Raw genomic sequence first — 14,230 nt, 5'->3', positions numbered from 1 at the left:
GTGGCTTGCGTGACTCCCACGGCGTGGTTATAGGCGCCCCCTCGCAGTCGGGGTTCGCCCCGGATGCGCCGGTCGGGGAATAGCTCAGCCTGGTAGAGCACTGTGTTCGGGACGCAGGGGCCGGAGGTTCGAATCCTCTTTCCCCGACCATTTCATCCTCATGCAAATCGTCGATCCTACCCCTTTCGGGGGCCGCATTTCCGCGGATCGGCTTGACGCGTGCCCCCCGACGCCGGCGCCGGGGAGTCGCGGCCTTCAGAAGAAGCGCCCATAGACGACCTGGATGACCTCTCCGGTCGTTATGTTGACCAGGAGCGCATCGGGCCCATAGCGCACCCATTCATAGCCGACCGGCGGAACGTCGAGGCCGAACAGCCAATAGTCCGTCAGCCAATAGTCCTGCGCCCAGAAGATGCCGGGCAGGATATCGCCATAGGCCCAGCGGCGATACTGGAACCCCCGGGGCGGATGATACGGCCCGATATGATAGGTGCGATCGGCATTGAAGTTGTGGTTGTAATAGGACCGATCCAGCTGGTTAGGCCGCGTCTGGGTGCCCTGGGGGCGCTCGAAGCGCGGATAGGCCATGGGCGCGCGCTCCATTTCGGGCGCAGCCATCTGCCGCCCGCCGCCCTGATGATGGGCCTGCGCCATCGCCGGCGACACGCCGGGCGTCAAACCTGCGCCCGCACAGGCAAGCGCCAAGGCAGAACAGAACAGATTCTTGCGCATAACGATCTCCGTCACTGACTCGATCGCCTGCGATATGGGAACCCCTCCCCCTCGGTGGCATGCGTAGGATTACGGAATTGACTTACTATGCCGGAACAGGCGAGTCGTTTATCCTGCCCCTCGTCCGGCCAACCGTGCGAGGAATCGATCCCCCCATGCTGCTGTCTCTCCTCCTTTCCCTCGCCGCACCCGTGCAGGCGGAGCCGCTGCGCGTCGGCACCTACAGCTATCCGCGCTACGATCGCCGGATCGCGCTGGGCCCGATCGCGGCGCTGGCCGGGAGAATCGCGAGGCGTCCGGCCGAAATCGTGCTGCTGCCGACACCGACCGCGCTGGCCGAAGCGCTGTGCAAGGGCGAGGTCGATGTGGCGATGACCAATCTCGGCGCGTTCGTCGAGGTGCGGGACTGCCCGAACCTGCGGGCCATCGCCGTGCTCGACACGCCGCCGCCGGTACTGGACCGCTATCGCGGCGTGTTGCTGGTGCGGCGCGAAACGGGCATCGACACGCTCGATACGCTCGGCAAACGGGCGTCCGGCCTGCGCTATAGCGAAGTGCTGCCGGGATCGACCTCGGGCGGGCTGGTGCAGGCCGAAGCGCTGCGTTCGGCGGGCAGCGCGCCATCGGCCTTCGCCACGCGCCGGATGGCGGGCACGCACGAAGCGGCGCTGGCCGACCTGATCGAGGGCCGCGCCGATGTCGCCGCGCTGACCGAGGATCCCTGGCGCAGGCTGCAGGCAAGCGACCCGGCGAAAGCCGCCAGCCTGCGCCCGATCTGGCGCTCCGCCCCGCTCCCGCCCGGCCCGGTCGTGTGCCGCGAAGGGCCCGCGACGCCCTGCGCGGAGATCCAGGCCGCGTTGCTCGGCACCGAGGGCGGCGCGACCGCCGTCGCGCTTGCCGCCGGCTGGAGCGAAGCCGATGGCGCGACACGGTTCATGGCCTATGACCGGGCGCGCTACGCGGCGTTCAGGACGCGCTGATACATGGCTTGGGCAAGCGGCCGAGTGCTGCTAGGCGCCGCCCATGCTTTCCTTCCGCGACATCACCATCCGGCTCGGCGGCCGGGCAATCATCGAGGGCGCTTCCGCCGCGATCCCGCCGCGTGCCCGAGTCGGCTTCATCGGGCGCAACGGCGCCGGCAAGTCGACGCTGATGAAGGCGATCGCCGGGATGATCGAGACCGACACCGGCTCGGTCGATATCCCCCGCAACGCCCGCTTCGGCTATCTCCGCCAGGACGCGCCCGGCGGCCAGACCAGCGCCTTCGACACGGTGCTGGAAGCCGATGTCGAGCGCGCCGCGCTGCTGCTCGAGGCGGAGACCCAGACCGACCCCGACCGGCTCGGCCATATCTACGAACGGCTCGACCAGATCGACGCCTATGAGGCTCCGGCCCGCGCCGGCCGCATCCTGAAGGGCCTGGGCTTCGACGAGGCGATGCAAGCGCGGCCGATGGACAGCTTCTCGGGCGGCTGGCGGATGCGCGTGGCGCTGGCCTCGCTCCTCTTCCTCAACCCCGACATCCTGCTGCTCGACGAGCCGAGCAACCACCTCGACCTGGAAGCGGTGATGTGGCTCGAGGGGTTCCTGCGCGCCTATCGCGGCACGATCCTGCTGATCAGCCACGAGCGCGACCTGCTCAACAATGTGGCGGACCATATCCTCCACCTCGATCGCGGCCAGACCACGCTCTATCCCGGCGGCTATGACGCGTTCGAGCGGCAGCGGGCCGAGCGGCTGGCCCAGCAGGCGGCGGCGCGCGAGAAGCAGGTCGCCGAGCGCGAGAAGCTCCAGGCGTTCGTCGACCGCTGGCGGGCCAAGGCGAGCAAGGCCAAGCAGGCGCAGAGCCGGGTCAAGGCGCTGGAACGGATGCAGCCGATCGCGGCGGTGGCCGAGGACCCGAGCATGCGTTTCGACTTTCCCAATCCGGTGGGCCTGCGCCCCCCGCTGCTGACGCTCGACCATGTCGCGGTGGGCTATGAGCCCGGCAAGCCGATCCTCTCGCGCCTGGGCCTCCGGCTCGACCCCGACGACCGGATCGCGCTGCTCGGCCGCAACGGCAACGGCAAGACCACGCTCGCCCGGATGATCGCCGGCGAACTGCCGGTGATGGAAGGCGAGATGACCACCGCCACCAAGCTGACGGTGGGCTATTTCACTCAATATCAGGTCGAGGAGCTCGATCCCAAGGACACGCCCGTCGAGACGATGGGCCGGGTGATGAAGGGCGCGACGCCGGTGCAGATACGCTCGCAGCTGGGCCGCTTCGGCTTCTCGGGCGACAAGGCGCTGACCGCGGTGGGCAAGCTCTCGGGCGGCGAGCGGGCGCGGCTGGCGCTGGCGCTGGTGACGCACAACGCCCCTCACCTGCTGATCCTCGACGAGCCGACCAACCACCTCGACGTCGATACCCGCGAGGCGCTCGTTCAGGCGCTGGCCGAGTTCAAGGGCGCGGTGGTGCTGGTGAGCCACGACCGGCACATGCTCGAGCTGGTCGCCGACCGGCTGCTCCTCGTCGACGGTGGCACCGCCCGCGAGTTCGACGGGACGATCGAGGAATATGCCGCCTTCGTCGTCTCCGGCAAGGAGCCGGCGCCGCCGCCCGCCCCGGCCGCCGCGCCGGTGGACAAGAAGGAGGAGCGCCGCGCCGCCGCCCAGGCGCGCGAAGCCTCGGCCGGCCTGCGCAAGGCCGTGAAGGACGCCGAGGGCGAGATCGCCAAGGCGCAGCGGGCGCTGGCCGAAGTGGACGGCGCGCTGGCCGGGATCGCCTCGCCGGCGCTCAAGTCCCTTTCGATGGGCGAACTGATGAAGCGGCGCGGCGAAGTGGAAGCGCGGCTCGAGGCGGCCGAAGCGGCATGGCTCCAGGCCAGCGAGGCGCTCGAAGCGTCCGGCTGAACCCACAGTTCCGGACACGGAAGCTTGCGCGGGTGCAAGGATCCGACGGTTCGGAGAGCGCGATCACCGTCATCCCGGCGAAAGCCGGGATGACGGATGGGGGAAGGGGTTGGCTTACCTCCGCCCCGCCCATTTCGCATAGGCCGCCAGCGCCTTGGCGGGCCCGGCATTGTACCAGCTATAGCCGTTGCGCCGCTCCGCGCTCAGCGCATTGACGTCGGTGTGGATCGAACGGTCGCGGTCGCCGAAGATCGGCTTGCCCGTCCGGATATCGTAATAGCGCGACCAGATCGGCCCGGCGCCCGGCCGGTCCACGAGCTTGCGGCCGTCCGGCCCCTTTTCGAACGCGACGCCGTGGATCGCATGCCCCTCGAGCCAGGCGATGCCGTCGCGCACCGCGGCGTCGACCGATGGCGAAGGGTCGGCCTGGCGCATCAGGAAGAGCAGCAGGTCCGCGCTCTCGTCGGACGACAGGGCGGCCGGTTCGAAGTTCCGGGCCCCCGCGGGCGCGAGCGTGAGCGCGTCATGCTGCTGGCCCCAGATCGTCCGCTTGCCGTCCACCACCAGCTGGGTCCGCAGGATCACCGCGATCGCACGGTTGCAGGCCGCCTTCGCCTGCGCGGCCAGCGCTTCGGGCACAAAGGCATAATCGTCCCGGCGGCGGGCGACGTCGGCGAGCACCGTCACCACCGAGGAGAGCGCATCGTCGTTGAAGGTCAGCGCGTCGTGATAGCCGCCCTGGAGCGGATAGATTTGCGGCCAGCCGCCATTGGGGAACTGCGCGCCCAGAAGATAGCGCACGCCCTTGAGGAAGGCCGCGCGATAGCCGTCGCCCTGCGCTCCCGGCGCCACGGCCTGGACGCGCGCGAGGAAGCGCAGCTCCGAAGTGGTGGCGTTGTTGTCGATCGTGCCGACATAGCTCCACGCCTCGTCGTCGCCGGTGCGCGCATTGGCGGGCAGATGCTCGATCGGGACATAATGCTGGCCCCGCACGCGAACCGAGCCGTCGCGATCGACATTCTTGCCCCAGCCGCCGGCGGGCGTCTGGAAGCTGACGATGTTGTCGGCGACACGGCGCGCCTCGGGCGTGGCATAGAAGGCGGCCGCCCGGTCGGCGGGCATGCCGCTGCCGCCCGACTTGCCGCTGGGCGGCGGCGCGGGGATTTCGGCCAGGCCCTGGCGCTCGGCGGCGAGCGCGGCCTTGTCCGCCGCCATCAGCGCGCGCGAGCGGGCGAGATAGGCGGTCCAGGCGGCCCGCTCGGCCGCGGGAAGCGCCGCGATGCGGGCATCGGTGACCGGCTCGGCCGGAGTCATGTGGCCGATCACTTCGTCCGCCGCATATGCCACCGGTGTCATCACCGTAACTGCGAACAGCGCGATCCTTGCGGTGCGAATCATGTCCCCTCCCGATTTTGGTATCGGCGCAAGGATAACGGGTTCTGCTGTTAGCGCTAGCGGGAGTGTTTGGCGATTATCCCATGCGACAAGGTGTACCCGATAGTCGTCATCCCCGCGCGGGCGGGGATGACGGAAGAGGTGTCTTGGTTCGAAAGGTTCCGGCCCGCCAAATCATTCCCTCAACCGGAATGTCGATCGGCCCCGGGGAAACCATGAGCTATCTTGCGAACGCCGCCGCGAAGAGGAGCATGGCGATGGCTCCCAACACGCTTCTGACATTGTGGAGTTTGCCCCATTGGACGAGCATCCCGCGGCTTTCAGAGTTGGCGTGACGAGGGTCCAACGCCATGAGGCGCTTGTTGACGGGCAGGATGACCAGAAGCGTGAACGGCCAGTTCGCAAGTAGAGCGACACTCCCTGCCACCCAGCGCCAATCTTTCGTGAGGTAGCCGGCCAGCAGCCCCGCCACGCCGCCAATCACGGCCAGGCCGGACTGGATGGGCAGTGCGCGCTTGTAGCTCGGCTGCCATTGCTGAAGCAGCGGGCCATCGTCCAAACCGAGCCGGGTGGGATGCTCAACCAAGGTGATATAGAGCGCTGCGCCAGTGAAAAGCGTTGCACCGAGCAAAGCAACAAGTGAAATTATCATAGCCGTTCCTCGCTTGGTTCGAGGAGGCGCCAACCCGCACGACCGCGCCTCCCGAGTTTCGGGTGACGCCGTGGCTGGGAAGAACCCCGCTTGGGGTGCAGGAACTACCGACCTGCTGCTCTATTTCCGGCTGGCCGACTATCGCCGCTCACGCGCGATCGATCAAGGGTCACGACACCCGCCCAGCTGCATTCGAATGGCACCGACCTCCGATTCGGAGCCGCGATGGCCCACCCATCGCCTGAGCAAAAACGGGCGAGGGATCGCTCCCTCGCCCGCTCCTCATGGCCCTGAACTGACGCGCCTACTCGTAGCGCAGGGCATGAACCGGATTGGTGCGCGCCACGCGGAAGGCATGGGCGCCGATGGTGAGCACCGCGATCGCCAGCGCGAGCAGGCTCGCACCGATGAAGGGCACCGGGGTGAGCGAGATGCGCGCATCATAGCCGTTGAGGAACTCGCGCATCAGCCACCAGGCGACGGGCCAGGCGATGATGTTGGCGATCACCACCGGGCGCGTGAACTGCCAGACGAGCAGCCGCGCAATGTCGATCGTGCGGGCACCCAGCACCTTGCGGATGCCGATCTCCTTGGTCCGCCGCTCCGCCGTGAAGGCGGCGAGGCCGAACAGGCCGAGACAGCCGATCACCACTGCGAGGATGGCGAACATCCCGAACATCTGCGCCCGCGCGTCGAGCCGCCGATAGGCGCGCGCGATCACATCGTCGGCCAGGATCGCATCGAACGCGACATCGGGCGCATAACGGCGCCAGACCTGCTCGATCCCGTCCCGTATCGGGCGGGGGTCGCCATGGAAGCGGGCGACCAGCCAGCCGACATTGTGCCTGTCGAACAGGAACATGGTCGGCTCGATCGCGGTGCGCGCGGTGCGGAAGCGCGCATCGGCGACGACACCGATGATGGTGACGTTCATCAGGCCGCCATATTCGTCCTTCACGCCGTAGCGGATCGTCTTGCCGACGGCTTCCTGCGCTGTCTTGAAGCCGAGGCGCTTCGCCCCCGATTCATTGACCACGATATGGCCGCCACGCGCGACCAGCGCCCGCTCGGCCGCCGGATCCTCGACGATCGGCGTGGTCATGTCGTCCGCCGGGCGGTTCTCGTCGAACAGGCGGCCGGCCAGCAGGCGAATGCCCATGGTGGGGAAGAAGCCCGCATCGACGCCGTAGATGCTGATATCGACCGGATCGGCGCGCCCAGGCACCACCACCGAGGTGGAGGAGGTGCTGCCGGTAACGACGCCGATCATGGTACGGCCTACGGATTCGACGCCGGGCACCTGCGCGATGGCGCGGGTGAGCGCATCGGCCTGATCGCCGATCGCCCTGGAGCCGATGCCCTGGAGCTGGATCAGCCCGGCACGCTTGTAGCCGGGATCGAGCGAGCGGGCATAGACATTCTGCCCATAGACCACCGCGGTGCAGATGATCAGGCCGATCGACACCGCGAACTGGATCACCACCAGCGCGCTGCGCAGCCGCCCCGAACCCTCGGCGTCCGCCGCCGACTTGTTCGCCTTGAGCACGCGCGCGGGCTGGAAGCGCGACAGATAGAAGGCCGGATAGAGGCCGCCGGCCGCGCCGACGAGCAGCACCAGGCCGATCATCGGCAGGATCAGCCCGTCATGGCCGAAATAGCGCAGCTTCAGATCGGCATCGAGGAAGGTGCCGAACCAGGGCAGCACGATCTCCACCACCGCCAGCGCGAGCAGCATCGCGATCGTGGCGAGCAGGACCGATTCCCCGACGAACTGGATCATCAGCTGGCGGCGCGTGGCGCCGAGCACCTTGCGCAGCGCCACCTCGCGTGCCCGCTGGCTGGCCCGGGCCGTCGCCAGGTTGGTGAAGTTGATGCAGGCCATGGCGAGGATCAGCAGCGCGATGATGCCGAAGGTGGCGATCGTCTGCACGTCGTTGCCGGGCGTCATGCCCGAGCCGTTCGCGCGGCCCAGATGCACGTCGGGCACCGGAACCAGCTTGTAGGTGCGCTCGTCACCCGCATTGGTCCGCTTGCCGTTGAACGTCTCGTCCGGGATGTTGCGCTTCTTCCAGGCGTTCATCTGGTTGTTGAGCGCGGCAACGTCGGTGCCGGGGCGCAGCTTCACATAGACATAGCCCGAGGTCCAACCCCAGCTGGTGAGAAAGCCGTTATTGTCCGCGAACAGGCTGGGAAAATCGACGCGGGCGAGCATCCGCGCGGACATGTGCGAATTCCTGGGCAGATCCCTGAACACGCCGGTGATGCGGTAATCGGCCTTCTTGCCCGAGACGACCAGCGTGATCGTGCGGCCGACGACATTGGTCGTGCCGAAGATCTTCTCCGCCTCCTCCTCGCTCACCACCACCGTGCCCGGGCGCGAGAGCGCGCGCTTGTCGCCCTGCGCCATCGGCAGCGCGATCGTGTCCAGAAAGGCGCCGTCGACCAGGCGGCCATCCGCGACCTGGGTCGCCTGCCCGTCCTTGATCAGGGTGAGCTGCGGCCCGCCGGTATAGGCGGCGCTTTCGATCTGCGGGAAATCCTTGAGCAGCGCCGCCTTGGTCACATAGGGCGCGCCCTGATTGTCGAAGGCGTTGTCGCTGTTGTTGCTCTGGTAATAGACCTGGAACTGATAGGTGCGGTTGGCGTCGGGCAGCCACTGGTCGTAGCTGCGCTCATACTGGACGTAGAGCAGGATCAGCAGGCAGGCCGCCAGGCCGACCGCCAGCCCGAACAGGTTGATGAAGGCATAGGTGCGGTTCTTCGCGAGCGCGCGCAGGCCGACCGTCAGATAGTTGCGCCACATGGGCTTCTTCCTTCTCTTCTCCCTCGCCCCTTCAGGGGAGAGCGAGTTTGGATTAAGCCGCGCGGCGGCGTTCCTGGAGGACGCGGCCGTCGAGCATGTTGACGATGCGGCCGGCATAGTCGGCGTGCGCCGGCGAGTGCGTGACCATCACGATCGTCGAGCCATCGGCGTTCAGCGTCTGCAGCATGTGCATCACTTCCTCGCCATGCTGGGTGTCGAGATTGCCGGTCGGCTCGTCGGCAAGGATCAGCTTCGGGCTGGCGACGAGCGCGCGGGCGACGGCAACGCGCTGCTGCTGGCCGCCCGAAAGCTGGCTCGGCCGGTGCTTGGCGCGGTGGGCGATGCCGGTGCGGTCCATCACTTCCTCCACCCGGCGCTTGCGCTCGGCCGCGGGGACCTTGTGATAGAGCAGCGCGAGCTCGATATTGTCGCGGACGCTGAGCTCGTCGACCAGGTTGAAGCTCTGGAAGATGAAGCCGATATTTTCCTTGCGGACATCGGCGAGCCGGCTCTCGCTGAGCCCGGCAACTTCCTGGCCGTTGAACAGATAGCTGCCCGAGGACGGGCTATCGAGCATGCCGATCATGTTGAGCAGGGTCGACTTGCCGCAGCCGGACGGGCCCATGATCGCGACGAATTCGCCCTGGGCGATTTCGAGGTCGATCGCGTCGAGCGCGGTCGTCTGCACCGTGTCGGTGCGGTAGACCTTGGAGAGTTCGCGCATCTGCAGCATCGGATTCCCTTTCTTTTCGGTCATTTGGTCAGGTCCAGGCGCGTCTTGTCGGTAAGGCCGGTATAGGGCGAGGTGATCACCTTCTCGCCGGGCTCGAGCCCTTCGAGCACTTCGACGAAGTCGGTGTTGCGGCGGCCGAGGCGAACGTTGCGCTTCTCCGCCGCGCCGCCGCCGGGGGCGACGACGAACACCCAGGCGCCGCCGGTATCGTTGTAGAAGGCGCCGTTGGGGATCAGCAGCGCCGGCGCGGAATCCCCCAGGGTGAGGCGCGCCTGCATCGTCTGGCCGCGCTGGAGCTGGGGCGGCTCGCCGCCGGTGAACTGCAGGTCGACCTGGAACTGGCCGTTCTGCACCTGCGGATAGATCTTGGTGACCTTGGCGGCATAGCGCTTGCCGCCCCAATCGAGCGCCGCCTGCTGGCCGAGCTGGACGCGGCCGAGATAGAATTCGTCGACGCCGGCGATCAGCTTGTTGCGGCCGGGGCTGTCGATCTGGCCGACCCGCTCGCCGCGGCCGAGCGACTGGCCGACCTGTACGGAGAAGCCCGAGAGCTGGCCGGCCACCGGCGCGCGCAGCTGGAGGGCGTCGAGATTGGCGCGGGCGATGGCCAGGCCCGACTGCATCGACTTGGCCGCGGCCTGCTGCTGCGAGAGCTGGCTGCCCTGGAGGCGCGCATCGGTCGCCTGGCTGCGCTTCAGGGCGGCGAGGTTGCGCTGGCTGAGCGCGTAATCCGCCTCGGTATCGGCGAACTGCTTGCCCGAGACGAAGCCGCGCTGGGCGAGGGGCTTTTCCCGATCATATTGGCGGCGGGCCTTGTCATACACGGTCTCGGCCGCGAGCACGGCGCGCTCGTTGGTGAGGCGCGTCTGGGCGAGCGCCAGTTCCTGGCTGCGCATGTTATTGATCTGCTGCTCCACCTCGGTCTGGCGGGCCAGCGTGGAGAGCTGGAGCTCGGCGTTGGAGAGCAGCGCGATCGGCTGGCCGGCGGCGACGGTGGCGCCGTCCTCGACCAGCATCTTCTCGACCCGGCCGCCCTCCACCGCGTCGATATAGACGGTGAGGAGCGGCGTGACGCGGGCGCGCAGCGGCATGAAATCGTCGAAGGTGCCGCGGGTGACGCTGGAGATGGTCACGCGGTCGGCGCCCACCGTCTGGCTCGCGCCCGACGGGGCGAACCACCAGAAGCCGGCCAGCGCAAGCAGCAGCACCGCCGCGCCCAGCGCGACCTTGAGCCGCCCCGAGAGCCCCCGCTTCTCGACGACCTGGTCCATCCCGCTTCCGGAGACGCCCCCCCTGTCCTTCTGCATTCGCAAAACTGCCATGTCCTCTTCCCCACCAACTACCCCAGCAACAGCCGTGCCAGTCGCTTTCCCCAGCGGCGGCACGTCACATCCTTGCGCGGCAACTGTTCGATTCCGGACAGGAGCGTCCGGAATCGAACGCTATCCGAAACGAAATCGGCCCGAGATCGAGCGCCGCGCGGGTGGCGTTCGCCTGAACGCGGAGATCGAGCCCGAAGCGGCCTTGCGGCACGGCGCAAAGCAGAAGCGCCAGCGCGGCGAATGCCGCGCGCGCCCTTCGCTCCGCTTTCCCCGTGTCGATGCGCCGCACGATTTCCTCCTCCGGCACTTGCGCCGTTCATCGGAGTGTCAGCATGACCCGTGCCAATTGCGCGCCGAGGGGGGACCAGGGCTTGGCACGTAAATTGATTGTCCGGTTCCGCACACTAGCTGTACGGGAGCGGGCAGAATGAGCGATCCGGAATTCGAATTCTGCGTCGTGATCGACGACGACGAGGACATATTGATGGCCTCGCGGCTGCTGCTGCGCAGGCTGTTCAGGGATGTCGAGGCGGTGCGCAGCCCCGAAGAGGCGCTGCCGCTGATCCAGGCACGCACGCCCGACGCGGTGCTGCTCGACGCCAATTTCGCGCGCGGCGCCACCGATGCGGCCGAAGGACTGGCCTGGCTGGACAAGCTGCTGGCGGTCGACCCCGAGATGGTGGTGGTGATGATCACCGCGCATGGCGGCGTGCAGGTGGCGGTGGCGGCGATGAAGCGCGGCGCGACCGACTTCGTCTCCAAGCCCTGGTCGAACGAGAAGCTGCTGGCCACCGTGCGCACCGCCGCGTCGCTCCGCCGCTCGCGCAAGGCAGTGAGCGGCAGGGGCGTGGCTTCCCCCGCCGCGCCGGCCGGTGCGTCGCCCCTGCTCGGCGATTCGCCGGCGATGGCGCGCGTCCACTCGCTGATCGCCCGCGCGGCGCCCACCGATGCCAATGTGCTCGTGCTGGGCGAGAACGGCACCGGCAAGGAGCTGGTGGCGCGCGAGCTGCATCGCCAGTCGCTGCGGGCGGACCAGGGGATGCTGACGGTCGACCTGGGCGCGATCAGCGAGGACCTGATCGACAGCGAGCTGTTCGGCCATGTGAAGGGTGCCTTCACCGATGCCCGTACCGACCGGGTGGGCCGCATCCAGGCGGCACATGGCGGCACGCTGTTCCTCGACGAGATCGGCAACCTGCCGCTGCGGCTCCAGCCCAAATTGCTCACCGTGCTGGAGCAGCGCCAGGTGACGCCGGTGGGCGCCAACAAGCCGGTGCCGGTGGATATCCGCGTGATCGCCGCGACCAACCTGCCGCCCGAGAAGCTGCGCGACGAAAGCCATTTCCGCCAGGACCTGCTCTTCCGCCTCAACACGGTGGAGATCGACCTGCCGCCGCTCCGCGCGCGCCACGAGGACCTGCCGCAGCTGATCACCCATTATCTCCAGCATTATGCGAAGCGCTATGGACGGCCGGTGCCGGCGCTGAGCCCGGCGGCGCGGATGGCGCTGCTCGAGCATGACTGGCCGGGCAATGTCCGCGCGCTGCGCCACGCCCTGGAGCGCGCGGTGATCCTGGCGCGCGAGGAAGCGCTGGAGCCGGAGGACTTCGCGCTCATCCGCGCGATGCCGCGCTTCCCGAGCGCGGCGGTCACTCCGCCGCCGCAGCACCCGCAGAACGACGACCTCAACCTGGAGCGCATGGAGCGCCGGATCGTCGAGGAGGCGTTGAAGAAGCACGGCTACAACATCTCGCTCTCCGCCGCCGAACTGGGCCTGTCGCGCGCGGCGCTCTATCGCAGGATGGAGAAGCATGGGCTTTGACCGGCGCTTCACGCTCGGCCTGGCCGCCTGGATCGCGGCGCTGGGCGGAGCGCTTGCCGCCGCTGCCCTGACGCTCTTCACCCCGGGGCTGGGCGCGGCGCGGATCGTCGCGCTGCTGCTCGTCCTGGGCGCGGTCTGGGGGCTGTGGCGCCACGTCTCGCGCACCAATGTCGATGTCGCGCGCTTCGTCGAGGCGCTGCGCTTCGACGATACCGCCGCCCGCTTCGGCGGCGATCGCGGCGGCGGGTTCGAAGCGCTCGGCGCTGCGCTCGACTCCGCCATGGATCGGCTGCGCGCGCGCCAGATGGCCGCCGCCGCCGAGATGCGCTTCCTGGAAGCGCTGGTCGACGACATGCCGGTAGCGCTGCTCACCATCGATGGCGAGGGCCAGGTCGCCCCCGCCAACAAGGCGGCGCGGCGCCTGTTCCGGAAAACGCCGGGTACCCGGGCCGAGGATTATGCCGTCTATGGCGCGACGCTCGCCAAGCGGCTGGCGGGCGGCGGCGCGACCGAGGAGATATTGCTGCTGGCGATCGAGGGGCGGACGCAGCGCGCGCTGGTCCGCTCGGGCATGCTCGAACGGCTGGGGCGCAGCATCCGCGTCGTGACGGTGCAGCCGATCCAGGGCACGCTCGACGCGGTCGAGATGGCCGCGCAGACCGATCTGGTGCGGGTGCTGACCCATGAGATCCTCAACTCGCTGACGCCGGTGACGTCGCTCGCCGCCACCGCGGCGGACCTGCTCGACGATCCCGAGCTGGCGGCCAATCCGCGGATCGCCGATGCGCGGGCCGCAGTATCCACCCTCGCCCGGCGCGCGCATGGGCTGGGGCATTTCATCGAAGCCTATCGCGCGGTGGCGCACACACCGGAAATCCAGCGCCAGGCCTTTGCCGCCCAGCCCTGGGCGGAGGAGTTGGGCCGCATTTTCGCCGCACGCGAGCCGGAGGTGCCGCTCGAGATCCATGTGGCCTCGGCACGGCTGGCGATCGATGCCGATCCCGACCTGCTGGCGCAGGTGCTGATCAACCTGCTGCAGAACGCGGCCCAGGCCATGGCCGGCCAGGGCCGCCCGCCCCGGCTGGCGCTGCGGCTGTTCCAGGACCGCGAGGCGCTGGCGATCGAAGTGGAGGACAATGGGCCCGGCGTGCCCGAAGGGCTGCGCCAGGACGTGTTCCTGCCCTTCTTCACCACCCGCGCGACCGGCACCGGCGTGGGGCTGAACCTCGCGCGCCAGATCGTGGTGGCGCATGGCGGCAGCATCGCGATCGCCGATGCCCCGGGCGGCGGCGCGCTGTTCCGGATCCTGCTTTAGGGCCAGCCAGTCCTCCCCCTCCGGAGGAGGACCGGGAATATCGGTCCGCTCCAGGTCTCCCGCTTGGCCGGAGCACCTGGCGGTGCCCCGGCCGCCGGGTCACCGGAGCAGCCAGGCCCAGGCTTCGCCGATCTCATCGTCGATATCGGTACCGATCCTCCGGAAACCGAGCCCGGTGAGGATGCGCGTCGACGCGTTCTCCTCCGGCATCGTCTTCGCATACAGTTCGACGCCGGGGGCGTGACGCCGCGCGATCTCCACCAGCTTACGGGCGATACGCGTGGCCACGCCCATGCGCTGGTGATCGGCGAGGGTGAAATACGCGATCTCGACGCGATTGCCCGCGGGAGCACCGACAAAGGCGCCGCCGCCGACAGCCGTGCCGGCCATCACGGCAATATATCCGATCCAGGGCGGATCGAAGCCCAGCCGGTCGTACATCGCGGCGGTGGCCGCGCATGCCTGGTCGATTTCGCTGGTCCGCTCGCACGGGGACGCGATGGTCCCGTCCCGCGCGCAGGCGACCAGCGCAAACTTGTCGTCTGACATTTCTTGATCTCA

General features: G+C 68.5%; 12 protein-coding genes and 1 tRNA gene. 5 read left to right on the top strand and 8 right to left on the bottom strand.

All coding sequences use genetic code 11. The features are described 5' to 3' along the window. The first annotated feature begins 73 nt into the window (after positions 1-73). A tRNA-Pro gene (locus CAP40_RS14280) sits at positions 74-150 on the top strand. A gap of 105 nt (positions 151-255) precedes the next feature. Here CAP40_RS14280 and CAP40_RS14275 read toward each other — a convergent pair. Further along, positions 256-732 carry an RcnB family protein gene (locus CAP40_RS14275; protein ID WP_086130212.1) on the bottom strand — a complete coding sequence of 159 codons (477 nt, stop codon included), beginning with the start codon at positions 730-732 and terminating at the stop codon, positions 256-258. Between the two features lie 155 nt (positions 733-887). Here CAP40_RS14275 and CAP40_RS14270 point away from each other — a divergent pair, with 155 nt between their 5' ends. Both CAP40_RS14270 and CAP40_RS14265 read left to right on the top strand, forming a co-directional pair. Further along, entirely contained in the window at positions 888-1,712 is an 825-nt protein-coding gene (locus tag CAP40_RS14270) for a PhnD/SsuA/transferrin family substrate-binding protein (protein ID WP_179188187.1), read from the top strand. A gap of 43 nt (positions 1,713-1,755) precedes the next feature. Beyond that, positions 1,756-3,627 (top strand): ABC-F family ATP-binding cassette domain-containing protein, encoded by a 1,872-nt coding sequence (locus tag CAP40_RS14265; RefSeq protein WP_086130210.1) that lies wholly within the window; start codon positions 1,756-1,758, stop codon positions 3,625-3,627. 114 nt (positions 3,628-3,741) lie between these two features. Here the strand turns inward: CAP40_RS14265 and pelA are convergent, their stop codons facing one another. The 6 genes from pelA to CAP40_RS14235 form a co-directional block, all read right to left on the bottom strand. Beyond that, complete coding sequence (gene pelA, locus CAP40_RS14260) at positions 3,742-5,025, bottom strand: pectate lyase (RefSeq protein WP_179188185.1); 1,284 nt, start codon at positions 5,023-5,025, stop codon at positions 3,742-3,744. 217 nt (positions 5,026-5,242) lie between these two features. Further along, complete coding sequence (locus CAP40_RS14255; RefSeq protein WP_086130209.1) at positions 5,243-5,674, bottom strand: DUF1772 domain-containing protein; 432 nt, start codon at positions 5,672-5,674, stop codon at positions 5,243-5,245. A 304-nt stretch (positions 5,675-5,978) separates the two neighbouring features. After that, positions 5,979-8,477 carry an ABC transporter permease gene (locus tag CAP40_RS14250; RefSeq protein ID WP_086130208.1) on the bottom strand — a complete coding sequence of 833 codons (2,499 nt, stop codon included), beginning with the start codon at positions 8,475-8,477 and terminating at the stop codon, positions 5,979-5,981. A 52-nt stretch (positions 8,478-8,529) separates the two neighbouring features. Beyond that, positions 8,530-9,210 carry an ABC transporter ATP-binding protein gene (locus tag CAP40_RS14245; protein ID WP_179188250.1) on the bottom strand — a complete coding sequence of 227 codons (681 nt, stop codon included), beginning with the start codon at positions 9,208-9,210 and terminating at the stop codon, positions 8,530-8,532. 20 nt (positions 9,211-9,230) lie between these two features. Beyond that, positions 9,231-10,532: an efflux RND transporter periplasmic adaptor subunit gene (locus tag CAP40_RS14240; protein WP_256924228.1), complete on the bottom strand. Its 1,302-nt coding sequence runs from the start codon at positions 10,530-10,532 to the stop codon at positions 9,231-9,233. A gap of 64 nt (positions 10,533-10,596) precedes the next feature. Then, complete coding sequence (locus CAP40_RS14235) at positions 10,597-10,821, bottom strand: hypothetical protein (RefSeq protein ID WP_144034366.1); 225 nt, start codon at positions 10,819-10,821, stop codon at positions 10,597-10,599. Positions 10,822-10,959: 138 nt separating this feature from the next. Between CAP40_RS14235 and CAP40_RS14230 the strand changes: the two genes are divergently transcribed. Then, entirely contained in the window at positions 10,960-12,354 is a 1,395-nt protein-coding gene (locus CAP40_RS14230) for a sigma-54 dependent transcriptional regulator (RefSeq protein ID WP_086130204.1), read from the top strand. Further along, a complete protein-coding gene (locus CAP40_RS14225) occupies positions 12,344-13,669 on the top strand; it encodes a PAS domain-containing sensor histidine kinase (protein ID WP_086130203.1) in 1,326 nt (441 codons plus the stop codon). The genes CAP40_RS14230 and CAP40_RS14225 overlap by 11 nt, the downstream gene beginning before the upstream one ends. A 99-nt stretch (positions 13,670-13,768) precedes the next feature. Here CAP40_RS14225 and CAP40_RS14220 read toward each other — a convergent pair whose 3' ends face one another. Further along, a complete protein-coding gene (locus CAP40_RS14220; protein ID WP_086130202.1) occupies positions 13,769-14,218 on the bottom strand; it encodes a GNAT family N-acetyltransferase in 450 nt (149 codons plus the stop codon). Positions 14,219-14,230: the final 12 nt, after the last annotated feature.

This window comes from Sphingomonas sp. IBVSS2 (assembly GCF_002127225.1).
In the GTDB taxonomy this organism is placed as follows: domain Bacteria; phylum Pseudomonadota; class Alphaproteobacteria; order Sphingomonadales; family Sphingomonadaceae; genus Sphingomonas.
Note: the sequence above shows the minus strand (reverse complement) of the source record. Positions and strands in the feature narration are given on the sequence as shown.